Annotated in this window: 17 protein-coding genes, 12 pseudogenes and 1 riboswitch; of the genes and pseudogenes, 14 read left to right on the forward strand and 15 right to left on the reverse strand. The window is 70.0% G+C overall.

Annotated elements, in window-relative coordinates; genetic code table 11:
• The first annotated feature begins 125 nt into the window (after positions 1–125).
• The 4 genes from G6N64_RS29745 to G6N64_RS29760 all read left to right on the forward strand — a co-directional run bounded on the left by G6N64_RS29745 (position 126) and on the right by G6N64_RS29760 (position 3,608).
• Positions 126–530, forward strand: a complete 405-nt coding sequence (locus G6N64_RS29745; RefSeq protein WP_163801320.1) for a YccF domain-containing protein — start codon at positions 126–128, stop codon at positions 528–530.
• Positions 527–1,579: a GTP 3',8-cyclase MoaA gene (gene moaA, locus G6N64_RS29750; protein WP_163801321.1), complete on the forward strand. Its 1,053-nt coding sequence runs from the start codon at positions 527–529 to the stop codon at positions 1,577–1,579. The genes G6N64_RS29745 and moaA overlap by 4 nt, the downstream gene beginning before the upstream one ends.
• Entirely contained in the window at positions 1,576–1,833 is a 258-nt protein-coding gene (locus G6N64_RS29755; protein ID WP_246230858.1) for a MoaD/ThiS family protein, read from the forward strand. Before moaA ends, G6N64_RS29755 begins: the two co-directional genes overlap by 4 nt.
• A gap of 247 nt (positions 1,834–2,080) precedes the next feature.
• A riboswitch (cyclic di-AMP (ydaO/yuaA leader) is annotated at positions 2,081–2,253 on the forward strand.
• A gap of 8 nt (positions 2,254–2,261) precedes the next feature.
• On the forward strand, positions 2,262–3,608 hold the full coding sequence (locus G6N64_RS29760; RefSeq protein ID WP_163801322.1) for a transglycosylase family protein: 1,347 nt from the start codon (positions 2,262–2,264) through the stop codon (positions 3,606–3,608).
• A gap of 24 nt (positions 3,609–3,632) precedes the next feature.
• Here G6N64_RS29760 and G6N64_RS29765 read toward each other — a convergent pair whose 3' ends face one another.
• The 4 genes from G6N64_RS29765 to G6N64_RS29780 are packed head-to-tail and all read right to left on the reverse strand — an operon-like array spanning position 3,633 to position 5,227.
• Positions 3,633–4,058 (reverse strand): molybdenum cofactor biosynthesis protein MoaE, encoded by a 426-nt coding sequence (locus G6N64_RS29765; RefSeq protein ID WP_163801323.1) that lies wholly within the window; start codon positions 4,056–4,058, stop codon positions 3,633–3,635.
• A 25-nt stretch (positions 4,059–4,083) separates the two neighbouring features.
• A complete protein-coding gene (locus G6N64_RS29770; protein WP_163801324.1) occupies positions 4,084–4,575 on the reverse strand; it encodes a MogA/MoaB family molybdenum cofactor biosynthesis protein in 492 nt (163 codons plus the stop codon).
• Positions 4,572–4,997, reverse strand: a complete 426-nt coding sequence (moaC, locus tag G6N64_RS29775; protein ID WP_174267020.1) for a cyclic pyranopterin monophosphate synthase MoaC — start codon at positions 4,995–4,997, stop codon at positions 4,572–4,574. Before moaC ends, G6N64_RS29770 begins: the two co-directional genes overlap by 4 nt.
• Positions 4,998–5,044: 47 nt before the next feature.
• Positions 5,045–5,227 carry a hypothetical protein gene (locus G6N64_RS29780; protein ID WP_197748314.1) on the reverse strand — a complete coding sequence of 61 codons (183 nt, stop codon included), beginning with the start codon at positions 5,225–5,227 and terminating at the stop codon, positions 5,045–5,047.
• Positions 5,228–5,291: 64 nt separating this feature from the next.
• Between G6N64_RS29780 and G6N64_RS30660 the strand changes: the two are divergent.
• The 4 genes and pseudogenes from G6N64_RS30660 to G6N64_RS29800 all read left to right on the forward strand — a co-directional run bounded on the left by G6N64_RS30660 (position 5,292) and on the right by G6N64_RS29800 (position 10,211).
• Positions 5,292–7,535 (forward strand): annotated as a pseudogene (locus G6N64_RS30660) (helicase-associated domain-containing protein).
• Positions 7,536–7,572: 37 nt separating this feature from the next.
• Positions 7,573–9,217 (forward strand): annotated as a pseudogene (locus G6N64_RS30580) (DNA repair helicase XPB).
• Positions 9,214–9,560 (forward strand): annotated as a pseudogene (locus tag G6N64_RS29795) (VOC family protein). Before G6N64_RS30580 ends, G6N64_RS29795 begins: the two co-directional pseudogenes overlap by 4 nt.
• Before the next feature lie 276 nt (positions 9,561–9,836).
• Positions 9,837–10,211 carry a hypothetical protein gene (locus tag G6N64_RS29800; protein WP_425487203.1) on the forward strand — a complete coding sequence of 125 codons (375 nt, stop codon included), beginning with the start codon at positions 9,837–9,839 and terminating at the stop codon, positions 10,209–10,211.
• 44 nt (positions 10,212–10,255) lie between these two features.
• On the opposite strand, the gene G6N64_RS30775 is transcribed toward G6N64_RS29800, so the two are convergent.
• Together G6N64_RS30775 and G6N64_RS30780 are read right to left on the reverse strand one after the other, a co-directional pair.
• Positions 10,256–10,813 (reverse strand): type 2 periplasmic-binding domain-containing protein, encoded by a 558-nt coding sequence (locus G6N64_RS30775; RefSeq protein WP_246231374.1) that lies wholly within the window; start codon positions 10,811–10,813, stop codon positions 10,256–10,258.
• 202 nt (positions 10,814–11,015) lie between these two features.
• Positions 11,016–11,165: pseudogene (locus G6N64_RS30780) on the reverse strand (LysR family transcriptional regulator); the annotation flags it as partial.
• A 34-nt stretch (positions 11,166–11,199) separates the two neighbouring features.
• Here G6N64_RS30780 and G6N64_RS30420 point away from each other — a divergent pair.
• On the forward strand, positions 11,200–11,496 hold the full coding sequence (locus G6N64_RS30420; RefSeq protein WP_246230860.1) for an SDR family NAD(P)-dependent oxidoreductase: 297 nt from the start codon (positions 11,200–11,202) through the stop codon (positions 11,494–11,496).
• 90 nt (positions 11,497–11,586) lie between these two features.
• Positions 11,587–11,970 (forward strand): annotated as a pseudogene (locus G6N64_RS29810) (SDR family NAD(P)-dependent oxidoreductase); the annotation flags it as partial.
• Positions 11,971–12,334: 364 nt separating this feature from the next.
• Here the strand turns inward: G6N64_RS29810 and G6N64_RS29815 are convergent.
• Positions 12,335–13,372, reverse strand: a pseudogene (locus G6N64_RS29815) (LLM class F420-dependent oxidoreductase).
• Between the two features lie 19 nt (positions 13,373–13,391).
• Positions 13,392–13,703 carry a hypothetical protein gene (locus G6N64_RS29820; protein WP_163801326.1) on the reverse strand — a complete coding sequence of 104 codons (312 nt, stop codon included), beginning with the start codon at positions 13,701–13,703 and terminating at the stop codon, positions 13,392–13,394.
• 134 nt (positions 13,704–13,837) lie between these two features.
• Here G6N64_RS29820 and G6N64_RS29825 point away from each other — a divergent pair, with 134 nt between their 5' ends.
• The 3 genes and pseudogenes from G6N64_RS29825 to G6N64_RS29835 all read left to right on the forward strand — a co-directional run bounded on the left by G6N64_RS29825 (position 13,838) and on the right by G6N64_RS29835 (position 15,017).
• Positions 13,838–14,029, forward strand: coding sequence for a hypothetical protein (locus G6N64_RS29825; protein WP_163801327.1), 192 nt, complete (start codon positions 13,838–13,840; stop codon positions 14,027–14,029).
• Between the two features lie 46 nt (positions 14,030–14,075).
• Positions 14,076–14,687: a DUF2505 domain-containing protein gene (locus G6N64_RS29830; RefSeq protein ID WP_163802221.1), complete on the forward strand. Its 612-nt coding sequence runs from the start codon at positions 14,076–14,078 to the stop codon at positions 14,685–14,687.
• Positions 14,594–15,017 (forward strand): annotated as a pseudogene (locus G6N64_RS29835) (pyridoxamine 5'-phosphate oxidase family protein). The gene G6N64_RS29830 and the pseudogene G6N64_RS29835 overlap by 94 nt, the downstream one beginning before the upstream one ends.
• A gap of 29 nt (positions 15,018–15,046) precedes the next feature.
• Here G6N64_RS29835 and G6N64_RS30785 read toward each other — a convergent pair.
• Together G6N64_RS30785 and G6N64_RS30790 are read right to left on the reverse strand one after the other, a co-directional pair.
• A pseudogene (locus G6N64_RS30785) lies at positions 15,047–15,460 on the reverse strand (hypothetical protein); the annotation flags it as partial.
• A gap of 115 nt (positions 15,461–15,575) precedes the next feature.
• Positions 15,576–15,662, reverse strand: a pseudogene (locus G6N64_RS30790) (hypothetical protein); the annotation flags it as partial.
• Between G6N64_RS30790 and G6N64_RS30795 the strand changes: the two are divergent.
• Positions 15,631–15,762 (forward strand): hypothetical protein, encoded by a 132-nt coding sequence (locus tag G6N64_RS30795; RefSeq protein ID WP_425487210.1) that lies wholly within the window; start codon positions 15,631–15,633, stop codon positions 15,760–15,762. The pseudogene G6N64_RS30790 and the gene G6N64_RS30795 sit on opposite strands and share 32 nt — an antisense overlap.
• Before the next feature lie 17 nt (positions 15,763–15,779).
• Here G6N64_RS30795 and G6N64_RS30800 read toward each other — a convergent pair.
• From G6N64_RS30800 to G6N64_RS30820, 5 genes and pseudogenes are all read right to left on the reverse strand, one after another.
• A pseudogene (locus G6N64_RS30800) lies at positions 15,780–15,824 on the reverse strand (hypothetical protein); the annotation flags it as partial.
• Positions 15,825–15,984: 160 nt separating this feature from the next.
• Positions 15,985–16,218 (reverse strand): annotated as a pseudogene (locus G6N64_RS30805) (3-hydroxyacyl-CoA dehydrogenase NAD-binding domain-containing protein); the annotation flags it as partial.
• On the reverse strand, positions 16,215–16,982 hold the full coding sequence (locus tag G6N64_RS30810) for an enoyl-CoA hydratase-related protein (RefSeq protein WP_425487204.1): 768 nt from the start codon (positions 16,980–16,982) through the stop codon (positions 16,215–16,217). The pseudogene G6N64_RS30805 and the gene G6N64_RS30810, both read right to left, overlap by 4 nt.
• Positions 16,979–17,173: a Clp protease/crotonase-like domain-containing protein gene (locus G6N64_RS30815; protein WP_425487205.1), complete on the reverse strand. Its 195-nt coding sequence runs from the start codon at positions 17,171–17,173 to the stop codon at positions 16,979–16,981. Before G6N64_RS30815 ends, G6N64_RS30810 begins: the two co-directional genes overlap by 4 nt.
• Positions 17,174–17,197: 24 nt before the next feature.
• Positions 17,198–18,379 (reverse strand): annotated as a pseudogene (locus tag G6N64_RS30820) (acetyl-CoA C-acetyltransferase).
• Positions 18,380–18,731: the final 352 nt, after the last annotated feature.

Genomic DNA, 18,731 nt, shown 5'->3' on the forward strand with positions numbered 1-18,731 from the left:
ACATCGAACACATAATTAAGGCGTCCCGCCTGCGCGGAACGCGAACCTCGACGATCCTACTCGGACGCCGCCACCGCCAGCGACCCCATTAGTCGGTAGCCTGGAGTTCCCCGCTGGAGGAGAACATGCGCCTGATCCTGAACGTCATCTGGTTGATCTTCGGCGGTCTGTGGCTGGCGCTCGGCTACTTCCTCGCAGGCATCATCTGCTTCGTCCTCATCATCACGATCCCGTTCGGCTTCGCGGCCTTCCGGATCGGGATGTACGCCCTGTGGCCGTTCGGCTCGACGGTGGTGGACAAGCCCGGGGTGCGGCCCGGCGCGGTCGTCGGCAACGTCATCTGGCTGGTCGTCGCCGGCATCTGGCTCGCCATCGGCCACGTGCTGACCGCGATCGCGATGGCCATCACCATCATCGGCATCCCGCTGGCGATCGCGAACCTCAAGCTGATCCCCGTCTCGCTGCTCCCGCTGGGCAAGGAGATCGTGCCCGCGGATGGCCCGCAGGATCGGTTCGGGGTGCGACGGTGACACTCACCGATCTCGGCGTCCCGATGCCGCGCCGCGTCGTCTCGGGCGCACCCGACGACGGGCCGCTGATCGACACCTACGGCCGGGCCGCAACCGACCTCCGCGTCTCGCTGACCGACCGGTGCAATTTGCGCTGCACGTATTGCATGCCCGCCGAGGGGCTCGCGTGGCTGCCGACCGACGAGCTGCTGTCCGCGTCCGAACTGGCCCGGCTGATGTCGATCGCGGTCACCCGCCTGGGCATCACGAACGTGCGGTTCACCGGCGGCGAGCCGCTGCTGTCGCGCCACCTCGACGAGGTGATCGCCGCGGCCGCCGCACTGACGCCGCGGCCGTCGATCGCCCTGACCACCAACGGCGTCGCCCTGGCCGGCCGCGCCGCAGGCCTCAAGGCGGCGGGCCTCGACCGGGTGAACGTGTCACTGGACACCGTGGACGCCGCACGCTTCGCGAGCATCACCCGACGCAACCGGCTGTCGGACGTGGTCGACGGGCTCGCCGCCGCGTCGGCGGCAGGCCTCACCCCGGTCAAGGTGAACGCCGTCCTCGATGCGGTGACCGGCCTCGACGACGCCGTCGAACTTTTGCGCTTCTGTCTCGCCCACGGGTATCAGCTGCGCATCATCGAGCAGATGCCCCTGGACGCCGAGCATCAGTGGAACCGGGAAGAGGCGATCACCGCGGCCGACATCCTCGGTGCGCTGCGACGGGAATTCGACCTGCAGCCCGACCCGGCCCCCCGCGGATCGGCCCCAGCGGCCCTGTGGCGCGTCGACGGCGGTACCGCCACCGTCGGCGTCATCGCATCGGTGTCGGAGGCCTTCTGCGCGGCGTGCGACCGCACCCGGCTCACGGCCGACGGTCAGGTGCGCAGCTGCCTCTTCTCCACCGACGAGACGGACCTGCGTCGCCTGCTGCGCGACGGGTCCGGGGACGACGCCATCGAGGCGGCCTGGCGGACGGCGATGTGGGGCAAGCCCGCGGGCCACGGGATCAACGATCCGGGCTTCGTGCAGCCCGACCGCCCGATGAGCGCGATCGGCGGTTGAGTGGCGTGCACGTGACGGTGCGCTACTTCGCGGCCGCGCGCGCCGCAGCCGGCGTGGAGACCGAGGAACTCGACGTGCCCCCGGACACCACCGTCGACGGCCTCGTCGAGCACCTCAGTAAGAGAGGACCCGACCTCGCCAACGTGCTCCTGCGCTGCTCGTTCCTGCGCGACGGCATCGCGGTGCGCGACCGGGGCGCTCGGCTCCAAACGCTGCAGACGGTCGACGTGTTACCGCCTTTCGCAGGCGGATGAGGGTGATCTCCATCACATCACGGAATGATCACAAACTGGCCGTGAGCAGTTGGTTCCCATTTCCGCTCCTGCGGAAACACCAATTATTCCTGCACCTTTAATGTCCTCATAATATTTGCTGGGGGCGAAAACGCCGAGGTCGGCCAAACGTGACGCCATCGCGGCGAGCCGTTACGGTTCCACGGAAGCCACCCGACCTCCATTGCGTGGCCTGCCGCATCCGATAGCGCCGAGCTTCATCCGTCGGACGCGGCCAACGACGAACAAACCTGGATGAAGGCGGGGGACCCACCGGTCCACCGAAAGAAGGACCAGGGACTGCACCTAGTTCCTTGGGGTGAAGCCGACACTCGTGTCGGCCGGGCAACCTCTCCAGCCCGAACCCGACAGCTGACCTCGCGGGCGCAGACGAGAGGATTTCCATACCCATGAGTGGACGGCATCGCAAGGCCTCGACATCGGCCCCCGCAGTAACCGTTGCCAAGGTCGCCTTCACCGGCGCCGTGATCGGCGGCAGCAGCATCGCCCTCGCCGGCATGGCCGGAGCAGCCACCGACGGCGAGTGGGACCGCGTCGCATCGTGTGAGTCCGGTGGCAACTGGGCCATCAACACGGGCAACGGGTACCAGGGCGGACTGCAGTTCTCGCCCAGCACCTGGTCCGGACACGGCGGTAGCGAATACGCACCGTCCGCGCACATGGCCAGCAAGGACGAGCAGATCGCCGTCGCCGAACGCGTCCTCGCCTCGCAGGGCCGTGGCGCATGGCCGACCTGCGGCCGCGGGCTCTCGTCCGCCACGCCGCGCAATGTCGTCGCCGACGCGCCGCAGCCGCTCGACAACCCCGAACTGAACGGGGAACTCCCGCCCGCGCAGCCGTTCGAGCTGTTCTCGGCGCCGGCACCCGAGCTTCCTCCCCCGCCGCCCGCGCCCGAGCTGCCCCCGCCGCCGCCCGAGGCCGCCGCACCGCTCGACGCACCGCTGCCCCCGCCGCCCGCACCCGAGCTGCCCCCGCCGCCGCCCGAGGCGGCCGCAGTGCCGCTCGACGCACCACTGCCCGTCGATCCTGCGCTGCCCGTCGATCCCGCGATGACCGTCGGCGAAGCCATACCCATGGATGCGCCGCTGCCCCCGCCGGCCGACCTGCCGCCGGCTCCGGAGGAGCTGCCCGCACCCGACGCCGTCGCACCGCTCGACGCGCCGCTGCCGCCCGCACCAGAGCTGCCCCCGCCGCCCGCCGAGCCGGTGGTCGAAGCGGCCAACTGGGACGTCGTCCCCGGTGGACCGGCACCCGTCGACCAGCCGCAGGCCTGGTCGCTCAGCCGTGCGGATCTGCCGCTCGAGCCGGCGCTGCCCGCGCCGTCGCTGCCCCCGGTGGCCGCCGACGTCGCGGCCCCGGCTCCCGCCGCCGCACCCGACCAGCCGGTGGCCCTCGCCGCCGACGGCCAGCTGCCCGCACCCGCCGCCGAGGGCGTGCCCCACCTCGCCAGCCCCGACGCACTGCCGCCCGGCTCGACGATGGATCCCGCCACGCAGGGTGCCGAGGGTCCGAACGCGAGCTACCTGAAGGATCTGTGGCAGGCGGTTCAGGGCCACGAGATCAGCGGCAAGGAGGCCCTCATCATGGGTCTCGCGCAGCGCGGCATGAACACGCCGTACCCGACGCAGGCCGCCGGCCCCAACGTGCCGATCACCCCGGGCAACGCTCCGCTGGCCGCCGACGCACCGCCCGCTCCCGAGGCACCCGCGCCTCTGCTGCCGGCGCCCGTCGCCTAGTCGACCGGCTCGGCCTGGGTCCGCCTAGGCCGAGCCGACCCACTCCTCGGTTCCATCGGCGAAGAACTGGTGCTTCCACACCGGTAGCCGCGCCTTCACGGTGTCGACGAGCAGCGCACACGTCTCAAACGCCGCACGGCGGTGATCGGCCGACACGGCGGCCACCAGCGCGGCGTCGCCGATGTGCAGCGTCCCCACGCGATGGCTCACGGCGATCGCGCGTACGCCCTCGGCGGCGCGCGCCACCTCCTCCGCGACCTCGACGAGGACGTCGAGTGCAGTCGGGTGCCCGGAGTACTCCAGCCGGATCACGCCGCGACCGCCGTCGTGGTCGCGGACGACGCCGGAGAATCCGACGACGGCTCCGGCTGCCTCGTGCGCGACGAGCGCCTCGTGCTCGGTGAGATCGATCGGGTCATCGGTGAGCGCCACGCGCACGACGGACGTCATCGGTGCCTCCTCCTCGCGCTTGCGCTCATCGGCTGTGATCGCCTCCAGCGAGTTGATCCAGCGCGTGGTCCAAGACCTCGTCGAGCACGCCCAGACCGTCCTTCACGCCACCCGTCGAGCCCGGCAGGTTGACGACGAGGATGCCGTCCCGCACCCCGCACACGCCACGCGACAGCACCGAGGTCGGCACGTGCGGCAGTCCCGAGCGCCGGATGGCGTCGGCGAGACCCGGGATCTGATAGTCGACGATCGCGGCGGTCGCGTCGGCGGTGCCGTCGGTCGGTGAGATGCCGGTTCCGCCCGAGGTGAGGACGAGGTCGACCTTCTCCCCGATCGCCTCGATCAGCGCCCGGCTGACTGCCATGCCGTCGGCCACGACGATGGGGGCGGGTACGTCGAATCCTCTGTCGCGCAACCACTCCACGATGACGGGACCGGTGCGGTCCTCGTATACCCCGGTGGCCGCGCGGGTGGATGCGATGACGACGCGCGCCGTCCTCGGCCGGGCGGCGGTCACCGCGTCCAGCTCCCGGTCTTGCCGCCGTCCTTGCGCACCACGGCTATCCCCTCGATGGTCGCCGCCGGGTCGACGGCCTTGAGCATGTCGTACAGCGTGAGCGCGGCGACGCTGACGGCGGTCAGGGCCTCCATCTCGACACCGGTGCGATCGGTGGTCCGGACGGTCGCGGTGACGTCGACGGAGTCGGTGCCGATGTCGAAGTCGACGTCCACCCCGGTGAGCGCGAGCTGATGGCACAGCGGAATGAGGTCACTGGTGCGCTTGGCCGCGAGGATGCCGGCGACGCGTGCGGTCGCCAACGCGTCACCCTTGGGCAGGCCCTTGGAGGCGATGAGGTCCACGACGTCCGTCCGCGTCCGCAGGGTCCCCCGGGCCACGGCGGTGCGCCTGGTGGCGTCCTTGGCGGTGACGTCGACCATGTGTGCCGCGCCCTCGTCGTCGAGGTGCGACAACCGATCGGCCACGGCTACTTGTTGACGACGGTGACCGGGTGCGTGTACGGCAGGGCGTCGGCAGGCAGCGGGAACGAGACGTCGCCGAACGGCGACAGCGCACCGGTACGGTCGCTCGCCAGTTCGCTGACGGCGTGGTCGCCGTCCTCGGTCTGAGGCCAGCCATTGTCGACGTACTGCTTCTTCTTCTCAGCCACGTGTCCATTGTGGCAGGCCAAGCGGTGGCTGGCGAGACCGGTGCGCTGGCTTAGGCTGGATGCGATGTCCGAACCCGACCCCGCCATGCCGCTGGGCACCTGGTTGGCCGGCCTGCCCGACGAGCAGCTGATCCGGTTGCTCGAGCTGCGACCCGATCTCACCCAGCCGCCACCCGGTTCCATCGCGGCCCTGGCTGCCCGCGCGCAGTCCCGACAATCGGTGAAGGCGGCCACCGACGACCTCGACTTTCTGCGGCTCTCGGTGCTCGACGGTCTGCTGTTCCTGCACGCCGACGCATCTGCGGTGCCGACGGCCAAGCTGGTCGCCCTGTTCGGCGGTGACGACCGCGTGCTCACCGCGCTGGACGACCTCCGCGAGCGTGGGCTGGTCTGGGGTGAGACGAGCGTCCGCGTGACCGCGGAGGCCGCCTCCGGCCTGCCGTGGCATCCGGGCCAGGTCACCTCCGAGGCCACGGTGCCCGACCCCGCGGCGATCACCGAACTGCTGGCCGGCCTCGACACCGCGCAGCGCGAACTCCTGGAGCGGCTGGTCGAGGGATCGCCGGTGGGCCGGACCCGGGACGCCCTTCCCGGGACGCCGCCGGACCGTCCGGTGCAGCGACTGCTCGCGGCCGGGCTGCTCCGCCAGGTCGACGACGACACGGTGATCCTGCCGCGGCTGGTGGGGCAGGTCATGCGCGGTCAGCTCCCGGGACCGACCGGTGTCGACCCTCCGGACCCCGTGGTGTCGACGCTCGCGGTCGCCGACACCGATGCCGCGGCGGCCGGCTCGGCCATCGACGTGCTGCGCGAGGTGGAACTGGTCCTGGACACGCTGTCGAGCGGACCGGTCGCCGAGTTGCGCAGCGGCGGGCTCGGGGTTCGCGAGGTGAAGCGCCTCGTGAAGGCCACCGGCATCGACGATCAGCGACTCGGCCTCGTCCTGGAGGTCGCCGCCGCGGCGGGTCTGATCGCGGTGGGGATGCCGGAACCCGAGCCGCAGGACGGCATCGGACCGTTCTGGGCGCCGACGGTGGCAGCCGACCGGTTCATCGAGTCGTCCGCGGGGGCGCGCTGGTATCTGCTGGTGTCGTCGTGGCTGGAGCTGTCGGCCCGGCCCAGCCTGATCGGTGAACGCGGCCCCGACAACAAACCCTATGCGGCACTGTCGGATTCGCTGTACTCGACGGCGGCACCACTCGATCGGCGGCTGCTCATCGCATGCTCGCCGACCTGCCGCCCGGCGCCGGGGTCGACGCGACCCGTGCCGCCTCCGCCCTGGCGTGGCGTCGCCCGCGATGGGCGGCGCGACTACAGCCGGGTCCGGTGGGCGCGCTGCTCACCGAGGCCCACACGCTGGGCGTCGTGGGTCGCGGCGCGCTCGCCTCGCCCATCCGCCTGCTGCTCGACGGTGCGCCCGAGGATGCGGTGGTGGCCGCGATGAGCAAGGTGCTGCCGAAGCCGATCGACCACTTCCTGCTGCAGGCCGACCTGACCGTCGTCGTGCCGGGGCCGCTGGAACGCGAACTGGCAGAGCGGCTCTCCGCCGTCGCCACCGTCGAGTCCGCCGCGCGCCATGGTTTATCGGATCAGCGAGGCCACGATCCGGCGGGCACTCGACACCGGTTGCACGGCAACCGAACTGCACGCGCTGTTCGAGCGTCACTCCAAGACTCCGGTCCCGCAGGGTCTGACCTATCTGATCGACGACGTCGCCCGCAGGCACGGTCAGCTCCGGGTCGGCATGGCGTCGTCGTTCGTCCGGTGTGAGGACCCCGCGCTGCTCGCCCAGGCCGTCGCGGCGCCCGCGATGGCCGCCGTCGAGATGCGCAGCCTCGCCCCCACCGTGGCGGTGTCGGCCGCTCCGATCGCCGACGTGCTCGCCGGACTGCGCGCGGCGGGCTTCGCGCCGGCAGCCGAGGACTGGTCGGGTGCGATCGTCGACATCCGCAGCCGGGGTGCCCGCGTGCCCGTTCCCGGCCGGCGCCGCGGCTACCGGCCGCTGCCGACGCCGAGTCCGCAGACGCTCGGGGCCATCGTCGCCGTCCTGCGCAAGATGGGTGGCGCGCATCCGCCGGGGTCACGTCTCGATCCCGCGGAGGCGATGGCACAGCTGCAGTCGGCCGCCCAGCAGCAGACGTCGGTGGTGATCGGCTACGTCGACCCGGCGGGGGTGGCCACGCAACGCGTCGTCGCGCCGATCAACGTCCGCGGCGGCACGCTGACCGCCTTCGATCCGGCCGCCGGGCGGGCCCGAGAGTTCGCAATCCACCGCGTGACGTCCGTCGTGTCGGCCGACTCGCAATAATGGATGGAATGACTACCGCAAGCGTGGGCGCGAGCGCGTGACCGACGGCCCCCTGATCGTCCAGTCCGACAAGACGCTGCTGCTCGAGATCGACCACGAGCTGGCGGGTGCCGCCCGCTCGGCCATCGCGCCGTTCGCCGAACTGGAACGTGCCCCCGAGCACGTGCACACCTACCGCATCACCCCGCTGGCGCTCTGGAACGCCCGAGCGGCAGGCCACGACGCCGAGCAGGTCGTCGACGCACTGGTCTCCTTCTCCCGCTACGCCGTGCCGCAGCCGCTGCTGGTCGACATCGTCGACACCATGGCCCGCTACGGCCGCCTGCAGCTGGTCAAGAGCCCCGTGCACGGGTTGATGCTGGTCAGCACCGACCGTGCGGTCCTCGAGGAGGTGCTGCGCAACAAGAAGATCGCACCGATGCTCGGCACCCGCATCGACGACGACACCGTGCTGGTCCACCCCAGCGAGCGCGGCCGCGTCAAGCAGATGCTGCTGAAGATCGGCTGGCCGGCCGAGGACCTCGCCGGGTACGTCAACGGCGAGGCGCACGCCATCGAGCTGGACCAGACCGGCTGGGAGCTGCGCGACTACCAGGAGATGGCCGTCGACTCGTTCTGGGCCGGTGGCTCCGGCGTCGTCGTGCTGCCGTGCGGCGCGGGCAAGACTCTGGTCGGCGCCGCGGCGATGGCCAAGGCAGGTGCCACCACGCTCATCCTGGTCACCAACACCGTGGCCGGCAGGCAGTGGAAGCGCGAACTGATCGCGCGCACCTCGCTCACGGAGGAGGAGATCGGCGAGTACTCCGGCGAGCGCAAGGAGGTCCGACCCGTCACGATCGCGACCTACCAGGTCATCACGCGTCGTACCAAGGGCGAGTACAAGCACCGGAGCTGTTCGACAGCCGCGACTGGGGCCTGATCATCTACGACGAGGTGCACCTGCTGCCCGCACCCGTGTTCCGCATGACCGCCGACCTCCAGTCGCGGCGCAGGCTCGGCTCACCGCGACTCTCATCCGCGAGGACGGCCGCGAGGCGACGTCTTCAGCCTGATCGGACCGAAGCGGTACGACGCCCCGTGGAAGGACATCGAGGCGCAGGGCTGGATCGCGCCCGCCGAGTGCATCGAGGTCCGCGTCACGATGACCGACAACGAGCGCATGATCTACGCGACGGCCGAGCCCGAGGAGCGCTACAAACTCTGCTCGACGGCGCACACCAAGATCGCCGTCGTGAAGTCGATCCTCGACCGCCACCCCGGCGAACCGACGCTGGTGATCGGCGCCTACCTCGATCAGCTCGACGAACTGGGCACCGAACTCGGCGCACCGGTGATCCAGGGCTCGACGAAGAACGCCGAGCGCGAGATACTGTTCGACCAGTTCCGCCGCGGCGAGATCCAGACGCTGGTGGTGTCCAGGTCGCGAACTTCTCGATCGACCTCCCCGAGGCGAGCGTCGCGGTGCAGGTGTCCGGGACCTTTGGGTCGCGCCAGGAAGAGGCCAGCGTCTCGGCCGACTGCTGCGGCCGAAGGCCGACGGTGGCGGCGCGGTGTTCTACTCGGTGGTCTCGCGCGACAGCCTCGACGCCGAGTACGCGGCGCACCGGCAGCGCTTCCTCGCCGAACAGGGCTACGGCTACGTCATCAAGGACGCCGACGACATGCTCGGCCCCGCCATATGACGGTGTTGCGTGTCGTTCCGGTGCACACGGTCACCGATCTCGGCGCGGCGGCGGCCTACTCCGGGTCCTCGGGCTCGCGGAGGTGATGAACCACGGGTGGATCGTCACGCTCGCCGACGCCGATGGGCGTCACCAGCTGAGCCTGATGACGCGCGACCTGACCGCCGAGGTCAACCCGACGGTCTCGGTCGAGGTGGACGACGTCGATGCGGCGTACGACGCTGCGGTCGCCGCCGGATTGGCGATCGTGCACCCACTCTCCGACGAGGACTGGGGCGTCCGACGCTTCTTCTTCGCCGATGCCGCCGGGAACGTCGTCAACGTCCTCGCACACATCGGTTGATCCGAGTCGATCGCGGAGTCGGCGGTCAGGCGCTAATCTCGTCAGCTATGACCCGCAGCAGCGCCGCCTCGCGCACGAATGCCGCCAAGGTGGCCTGGCCGGACTCGCCCTGAGCGTCGGCGCCATGGTCTGCGCCGTACCCGCCGGTGCGGAGCCCGTGGCCCCGACGCCGGTGCCCGGCGATCCGCTGGCCCCTCCGCCGCCAGGCCAGCCCGTCGTCGTGCAAGAGGTCGCGGGTGGCGACGCGCCGCCTCCCCGCCGATCGGTGCACCGCCGGTGCCGGAGGTCCAGAATCAGGTCTACGGCTCGGGGTCGAGTTCGGGCAAGCTGGGCTTCCTGCGCGACGCGTTCAATCAGGCGAAGAACCCCTACGGCGACATGCAGCCGATGGGAAGCGCACCCCCACCCGGCGCCGGGCCCGCACCGCAGCTCCCCCCCGGCTACCAGTCGACCAACGCACCCGAGTCCAACGGCCCGCCCGCGACGGGCAACTACTCCAGTGGGCCGGCGCTGCCGGAGGGCTACTACCCGCTCAACGGGCCGCCGCCGCCCGGATACTTCGATGGGCCGCCTCCGCCGCCGCCGGCCACGCCGGGTGCGTACCAGCCGGTGGTGTCGCCGCCGCCTCCTCCGCTGCTCCCGGCGCCGTAGCGTCGCTCGAACTCAGTTCCCCGCGCGATGCGGGTCACCTGCCGTCAGCCACGTCCGGGTTCGGTGAGTGCCGACGCGTCGGTGTCTGCGGTGAAGGCGTCGACGACGGCGTGCACGGACGGGTTCGCCTCGCCGCGCCGCCACACCAGCGACCAGGTCCACACCGGCATGGGATCGATCACGGGACGGCGCACCAGGTCCGAGGGCGTTGCGTCATTCTGTCCCTTGGGATTGTTGAGCACCGGGCCGCGTAGTCGACGGACGTGGTCGAAGAACGTCGATCCCGTGACGCCGCCGTCGTCGACGCGAACCACGCGCGCGCCGGACTCGCGAGCGAATTCGGCGGCGTAGCGGTTCCACGACGACCAGCTCGCCTCGTCGGAGTCGAGCAGCACCGTCAGGTGCCCCGCCTCGACCGGGGAGGCGTCTTGCCCCATGGAGACGGCGTAGAGCCGGTCGGTGCCGACCAGCCGCGCGTCGAGTTCGAGGGCATCGAGGTCCGGCCGTTCGACCCAGCAGATGGCGAGATCCAGGCTGCCGTCCGCGACGCGCGCCGCCTGCGCGTGCGACGGCATCACCCAGGTGTCGGACCCTCGCCACACCCGCGGCCCGTTCAGCCCAGTCCGTCGGACACCACTGCACGCAGCCGATTCGCACCGGTTCCGACGACGACAGACCCAGGGCCTCACGGCGGAGTTCGTCGGCCTGCCCGATCAACGCCCGGGCGCGGGGCAGCAGCGCGGAGCCGGCGGCGGTGAGCGCGACCGACCGGCGATCGCGGTCGAACAACTGCACCTTCAGGTCCCGTTCGAGGGACTTGATCTGCTGCGACAGCGAGGGTCCGGCGATGCGCAGCCGGTCGGCGGCACGCCCGAAGTTCAACTCGTCGGCCACTGTGACGAAGTAGCGCAGCTGTCGCAACTCCACGCGGTCAGCGTAGGCGAGTGAGGCCACGTCTACCAGCAGCGAGCAAACCGGTCTCGTCGAAGTGGAGTGCAACCCGTCCGCGCCGCGTTCGAATGATCGTCACATCGAGAAGGGACCACGACATGACCACCTCCACTCCCGCGTCGCGATCGTCACCGGCGCATCCCAGGGCATCGGCGAGGCCCTCGTCGCCGGTTACCGCAGGCTCGGCTACTCCGTCGTCGCCAACTCCCGCTCGATCGGCGAGCACGACGACCCGGGTGTGCTCGCCGTCGCCGGCGACATCGGACAGCCGGGGTCGGCGCCCGCGTCGTGGCCGCCGCCGTCGAACGCTTCGGGCGAGTCGACACCGTGGTGAACAACGCGGGGATCTTCATCGCCAAGCCGTTCGTCGACTACACCGACGAGTACGACGCGATCACGGGCGTCAACCTGCGCGGCTTCTTCGAGGTGTCCCGCCGCGGTGGCGCAGATGCTCCGCCAGGGCGACGGTGGGCACGTCATCACGATCTCGACATCGCTGGTCGACCACGCCAACTCCGGCGTACCGTCGGCGCTCGCCTCGTTGACCAGGGGCGGACTCAACGCCGCGACACGTGCCCTCGCCGTCGAGTACGCCACCCGCGGGATACGTTCCAACGCAGTGGCTCTCGGCATCATCAGGACTCCCATGCACCAGCCGTCCGACTACGTGGAGCTGGCGAAGCTGCATCCCGTCGGGCGGGTCGGCGAGATCGACGACGTGGTCGACGCGGTGCTCTACCTGGAGAAGGCACCGTTCGTCACCGGCGAGATCCTGCACGTCGACGGCGGCCAGAGTGCGGGTCACTGAGGTGGACGCCTCGACGATCGTCACCGCCGTGATGGACGAGTGGGCGGCCGGCGTCGACGCCCACGATCCCGACCGGGTGGCCTCGGCGTTCACCACCGACGCGGTGTTCCAGGGCTGCGACCCCACGGCGTCGGCCGCGCCGCGGTACGCGCCTACTGACTCGCAGCCCGCCGGCATGACGGTAACCTACCGGGTGCTCGAAAGCCGTTCGCCGGCAACCGACGTCGTCTCCGGCTACTGCTGGCGACGTTCGCCTTCGCCGACGGGACCGCGGTGCAGGCCAACCTGGGCGTCGTCCTCACCCGCCAGGATGACGACTGGTCGATCCTGCAGTACCAGGCGTCGCGCGTCGGTTGACCCGTCGTCAGCTCAACGCCGGAATGACCTCGCGCTCGAACAGTTCGATGCCGGACCGGTCGTACGCCGCCTCCGGGAAGTAGAGGATGGCGTACTCGCAGCCGAGATTCTTCATGCGAGTGAGCCGTTCGACGATCTGCTCGGGCGTCCCGGTCGCCGAGTCGGGCGACGTGATGGTCGAGCATCCCGTCGACGGCCTCCGAGTTCGCCTTGGCGACCTGGCGGGACCGGATCCGCTCGATGCGCTCGGTGACCTCCGTCTCCGACGTGCCGACGACCGCGTTGAAGTTCGCGGACCGGACGATGGCGCCGTAGTCGGTTCCGACGTCGCGGCAGTGGGACTCGAGTACGTCGGACTTGTGCTTGAACCCCTCGGGCTGCGAGGTGAAGTTGGTGTACTGCGCGTACTTCGCGGCGATCTTCAACGTCACCTTCTCACCGCCGCCGGCGATCCACAGCGGTATCCCGTTCTCCTGCAGCGGCTTCGGGGCGACGATGGCGCCGTCCACCTGATAGTGCTTGCCGTCGAAGCTGACCCGGCCGTCGCGCCATGCGTCGCGCATGATCTGGACGCCCTCGTCGAGGCGACCGAGCCGGGTGCCCGCCGACGGGAATCCGTATCCGTAGGCGCGCCATTCGTGCTCGTACCAGCCGCCTCCGATGCCCATCTGCACCCGGCCGCCCGAGATGATGTCCGCCGTCGCTGCGACCTTCGCCAGGTACACCGGATTGCGGTAGCTCATGGCGGTGCACATCTGACCGAGCTTGATCCGCGAGGTGGTCGCCGCGTACGCCGACATCAGGGACCACGCCTCGTGGGTCGCCTCGTCGGTCGGGACCGGCACGGTGTGGAAGTGGTCGTACACCCAAAGGGAGTCCCAGGCGCTGCCGTCGGCGTAGGCCGCGAGGTCGCGCATCACCTCCACTGGCTCGCTGGTGGGATGTCGACGAGGTCGAGTCGCCAACCCTGCGGAATGAAGAGTCCGAAGCGCCGAGGCCCCACTCTAGGCCGGGACCGGGCCACCGTCGACGGTCCCGCCGTCATTGGTTCCCGGTTCCTTCGGTCATGCCCGCGAGGCGAAAGATTGTCTACACTCGTCGTGCACGGATTCACTGCGCGCGACGATATTTCTAGGGATTCTCATGACGGCACGCACGAACCGGATTCTGTTCACACTTCTGTCGGGTTCCGCGCTGGTCATGGCCCCCCTCGCCTTCTCCACCGTCGTCACGCCCGCGATCGGTTCGGCCGACGACTGCGCTGGCGTCCAGCCGTGCGGCGGCAACGGTTCGGCCGCGTCGCAGAGCGTCTCCTGCACCGACGGCCAGATCGTCGACGCCGAGAACGGCCGCTGCGTGTCGCTGCTCGACGGCATCAGCAAGCAGTTGCAAGCGCTACCTCCGCCGCCGTCGCTGGCGGGCCTCGGCACCCGACGGTCTCGGCGGCATCTCGGAGTCTGCCGCTGGGCGAGGTCAACCCACCCTGGCGCTGCCCAGCGTCGGACTGCAGGTGGTGCCGAACCTGCAGCTGACCCCCGACCTCGGTGTCGGCACCCTGCTCGGTGGTGCGGCGGCACTCAGCCAGCTGCCCGGGCGCGCTCCCGCCGCCGCCTGCGATCAACCCGCTGAACCCGCTCGGACTGCCCCGCCACCGGCGATCAACCCGCTGAACCCGCTGGGCCTTCCCCGCCACCCGATCTGACCCGGGAATCCCGTTCATCTGACCGGGCCGTGCAGCACCCCTCGAGCTGTCCGCCGAATCCCCGTACGGCATCGACCGCATCCGTGCGGCGTTCGACGACGCCGACTACTGGCAGGCCAGGCTGGCGTTCGTCGCGGGCGGCGCGCGCCTCGACGAGCTGAGCACCGCCGGCGACGGCACCACGACCATGCAGATGTCGATGCGCTTCGGCGGCGACGATCTGCCCGGTCCGTTGCGGCGCCTGCGGGTGGGGACGCTGCACGTCGTCCAGCGCGAGGAGTGGTCGGCGCTCGACGGTGACGTGGTCCGCTGCTCGATCGCCGTGGACGCCCCCCGGACGCCCATCTCCGGCCACGGGTCGGTGACGCTTCGGCGTGCCGTCACCGGCACCCGGCTGGTCGGCACGGCCGTGGTGGACGTGCGGATGCCGGTGATCGGTGGGGCGATCGCCGGATTCATCGCGGGCGTGCTCGCCAACGGCATCGTGGACGTCGTCAGCGTGACCGACGCCTACCTCGACGGCGAGAAACCCGTGCGCTCACCCGCCGTGGCTAGCCTGACGTCATGGCACTCAACAAGGACGATCGCGAGGCCTTCCTGGCCGAACCCCAGCACGTCGGTGCGCTGTCGGTGTCGGGCGCCAACCGTGGACCGCTGACGCTCCCCATCTGGTACCAGTACTCCCCCGGCGGCGAGCTGTGGGTGCTGACGGGTGCGGGTTCGCGCAAGCACCGCCTGATCGAGGCGGCGGGGTACTTCTCGCTGATGATCGACCGGGTGGAGCCGACCACGCGGTACGTCGCGGTGGACGGCCCGGTCAGCCATCGAGCCCGGCACCGACGCGCAGAGGGAGGAGGTCACCCGCCGCTATCTCGACGGCGAGGCCGCCGAGCGCTACCTGCAGTTCGCGAAGGACAACCTCGGCGAACACGTCGCGATCTTCATGACGCCCGAGCACTGGTTGTCGGCGGACATGGGCTCGTTCTAGGGGCGGACAGCCGAAGAGCCCCGAATCCGTCACGGATTCGGGGCTCTTCGGTGTCCGACTAGCTGGTGAGCGAGGCGGGCGGGTGAACCGCTCGCCGCTTCTCGGCAGTCCTTGGCACGGGCCACGAAGGCCGCCTTGCCGACGCCGCCGGCACCCTCGTAGCCGACGATGAACTGCGCGCTACCGCCGGTGTAGGGCGGGAAGCCGATGCCCATGATCGAGCCGATGTTCGCGTCCGCGGTCGACGTGAGCACACCCTCGTCGATGCACTTCTGCGTCTCGAGCGCCTCGGCGAACAGCATGCGATCGATCATGTCCTGCAACGGAATCGACGCGGTGCCGGAGTTGAAGGTGTCCTTCAGCCCCTCCCACAGGCCGACGCGCTTGCCGTCGACGTAATCGTAGAAGCCCGCGCCCTTGAGCCGCGACGGACGCTCGAGTTCGATCATCTTCTCGACGACCGCCTCGGCCGGGTGCGGCTCGTACGATGCCGCCCGCGTCCTCGATGCCCTTGCGGCTGGCGACCGCGATCTTGTGCATCAGTTCGAGGTTCAGCTCGTCGGACAGCTGCAGCGGCGGCGCCGGGTAGCCGGCCTGCGAACCCGCCTGCTCGATGCTGGCCGGGACGACGCCCTCGCCCAGCATCGCCAGCGCCTCGTTGACGAACGTGCCGATGACGCGGCTGGTGAAGAAGCCGCGGCTGTCGTTCACCACGATCGGCGTCTTGCCGATGGCCAGGGTGTAGTCGAACACGCGGGCCAGCGCCTCGTCGGACGTCTTCGCCCTGATGATCTCGACCAGCGGCATCTTGTCGACCGGCGAGAAGAAGTGGATGCCGATGAAGTCGTCGGCGCTTCACCCGGCCGCGAGACCGGTGATGGGCAGCGTCGAGGTGTTCGACCCAGCAGCGCGTTGGGCCGATGTCCTCGATCTCCTGGAACACCTGGTGCTTCAACTCGACCGACTCGAACACCGCCTCGATGACGAAGTCGACGCCCTGGAAGTCGGCCGGGTCGGCGCTGGGCGTGATGCGGGCCAGCAGCGTCGGACTTCTCCTGGGTGGTGCGTCCGCGCTCGAGCGCCTTGGCCTCGATCTTCTCCGAGTAGTTCTTGCCCTTCTCGGCGGCCTCGATGCTGACGTCGCGAGGACGACGTCGAACCCGGCCTTGGCCGAGACGTACGCGATGCCCGCGCCCATCATGCCCGCGCCGAGGACGCCGATCTTGGTGATCGGGGTCTTGCCGATGCCGTCGGGACGTGACCCACCCGAGTTGATGTACTGCAGGTCAGGAAGAACGCCTGGATCATGTTCTTCGCGACCTGGCCGGTGACGAGCTGCGTGAAGTAGCGGCTCTCGATGCGGCTCGCGGTGTCGAAGTCGACCTGCGCACCCTCGACGGCCGCGTCGAGGATCGCGCGCGGCGCCGGCATCGGCGCACCCTTGAGCTGCTTCTTGAGCAGGGCTGGGAACGACGGCAGGATGCCGGCCAGGCCGGGCGACGCGGGGGTGCCGCCGGGCATCTTGTAGCCCTTGGCATCCCACGGCTGGGTGTGGCTCTCGGGGTTGGCCTTGATCCGCCTTCGCTGCGGGCACCAGCTCCTCGACGGAACCGACGAGGTCGTCGACCAGACCGGTCTCCTTGGCCTTGGCCGGCAGAAGCGCGTGCCCTGGCTCAGGATCTCCATGAAGGCCTTCTGGATGCCGAACATGCGCACGGTGCGGGTGACGCCGCCACCGCCGGGCAGCAGACCCAGGGTGACCTCGGGCAGGCCGATCTGGCTGCCCTTGACGTCGGCCGCGATGCGGTGGTGACACGCGGGGCGATCTCGAGCCGCCGCCGAGGCCGCACCGTTGACCGCGGCCACGACGGGCTTGCCCAGCGTCTCGAGCGCACGCAGGTCACGCTTGACGGCCTCGACCATCTCGAACGCCTCGGCGGCGTTCTCGGGGCCCAGGTTGATCATGCCCTTGAGTCGCCACCGGCGAAGGTCTTCTTCGCGCTGGTGATGACGACGCCGGTGATCGAGTCCTTCTCCGCCGCAAGCCGTTCGACGGCGTTGTGCATGAACTCCTGGTAGTGCTCGTTCATCACGTTGGCCGACCCGGTGGGGTCGTCCAGCGTCAGGTGACGATGCCGTCGGCATCCTGCTCCCACTGAATGGTGTTCTCTGCCATGGCCTTACACCCTCTCGATGATGGTCGCGACGCCCATGCCGCCGCCGATGCACAGCGTGACGAGCGCGGCGCGCGCCCGACGCTCGAACCGTCGACCATGGTTCCGGTGATCATGGCGCCGGTGGCGCCGAGCGGGTGGCCCATCGCGATGGCGCCACCGTTGACGTTGAGCTTCTCGTCGGGGATGTTCAGGTCCTTCTGGAACTTGAGGCACCACCGAGGCGAAGGCCTCGTTGAGTTCGAACAGGTCGATGTCGTCGACCGTCAGGCCGGCACGGTCCAGCACCTTCTTGGTGGCGGGCGTCGGGCCGGTCAGCATGATGACGGGGTCGGCGCCGCTGGTGGCGGTGGCCACGATGCGCGCGGCGTCGGGTTCTGCGACTGTCCTGCCTTCTCGCTGCCGACGAGCACCAGTGCGGCGCCGTCGACGATGCCGGAGCTGTTGCCGCCGGTGTGCACGTGGTTGATGCGCTCGTAGTGGTACTTCTGCAGCGCCACGTCGTCGAAGCCGCCCATCTGACCGACGGCGTCGAGGCGGTCTTCAGCGGCGAGGCCCTCGAGGCTGGAGTCGGGGCGCATGTCGCTCGTCGTCCGGTCGGGACGACAGGCCGTTCTGGTCCTTCACGGGATGACGGACTTGGCGAAGTAGCCGCCCGACCATGCGGCCGCGGCCTTCTCCTGCGCGCAGCGCGCGGGCGTCGACGTCGTCGCGGGTGAAGCCCTCGATGGTGGCGATCAGGTCGGCGATGCCCTGCGGGACGAAGCCGATGCGGTAGTTGGTCTCGGGGTCGGTGGCCCATGCGCCGCCGTCGGAACCGGGGACGCGGCTCATCGACTCGACGCCGCCGGCGAGCACCAGTCGTCCCAGCCGGAGCGGACCTTCTGAGCGGCGGTGTTGACGGCCTCGAGGCCCGACGCGCAGAAGCGGTTGAGCTGGAATCCACCGGTGGTCTCGGGAGCTTCGCGACCAGCGCGGCAGTGCGGGCGATGTCGCCGCCGGTCGCCGACGGGCGAGACGACGCCGAGGATCAGGTCGCTGATCAGGTTCTCGTCGAGATCGGGGTGGCGGGTGCGCAGTTCGTCGATCAGGCCGACGAGGTTGACAGGCTTGATCTCGTTGAGGCTCCGTTGCGCTGCTTGCCGCGCGGCGTGCGATCGCCTCATAGATGAAGGCTTCTTCGGACATGTCTGACTCTCCAGGTCCTGGGGTGTATGGATACGCAGACTTCCCCTACTACAGAAGCCCAGCGTGGAGGATGATCCTCGCGATGCGAGCCAGCAGCCTCGCCCAACCCGTTGGTTGGGCGCCCAACGACCTGCGGCGCAGTGCCCGGACGAACGTGACGCCACGGCGAAGATCGCGCGGATTCTTCGCAGTGGCGTCACGTTCGGCGATGCGTTCGGGTCACCCCATCTCGCCAACAGACGCGAACTCCCCTGTTTCGCCAGAGAGTAGAGTTCGACTGCTCGCGAGAAGAGCCTACGCGGACTGGGGCTGCTCGCCTCCGCCAGCGTCAGGTAGTCGACGTAGCCGGCGG

Source organism: Mycolicibacterium sediminis (genome assembly GCF_010731735.1).
Classification (GTDB): Bacteria; Actinomycetota; Actinomycetes; order Mycobacteriales; family Mycobacteriaceae; genus Mycobacterium; species Mycobacterium sediminis.

Bases quoted from the DNA above. Each gene is read 5' to 3' on its own strand.
- G6N64_RS29745 (WP_163801320.1), top strand. From the start codon at position 126: ATGCGCCTGATCCTGAACGTCATCTGGTTGATCTTCGGCGGTCTGTGG.
- G6N64_RS29820 (WP_163801326.1), bottom strand. From the start codon at position 13,703: ATGCCGTCGAGCAGCGACACGCAGCGGCCGTTCTCGGCGTCGACGATC.
- G6N64_RS30810 (WP_425487204.1), bottom strand. From the start codon at position 16,982: ATGATCAACCTGGGCCCCGAGAACGCCGCCGAGGCGTTCGAGATGGTC.
- G6N64_RS30795 (WP_425487210.1), top strand. From the start codon at position 15,631: ATGCTGGCCGGGACGACGCCCTCGCCCAGCATCGCCAGCGCCTCGTTG.
- G6N64_RS29760 (WP_163801322.1), top strand. From the start codon at position 2,262: ATGAGTGGACGGCATCGCAAGGCCTCGACATCGGCCCCCGCAGTAACC.
- G6N64_RS29765 (WP_163801323.1), bottom strand. From the start codon at position 4,058: ATGACGTCCGTCGTGCGCGTGGCGCTCACCGATGACCCGATCGATCTC.
- moaC (WP_174267020.1), bottom strand. From the start codon at position 4,997: ATGGTCGACGTCACCGCCAAGGACGCCACCAGGCGCACCGCCGTGGCC.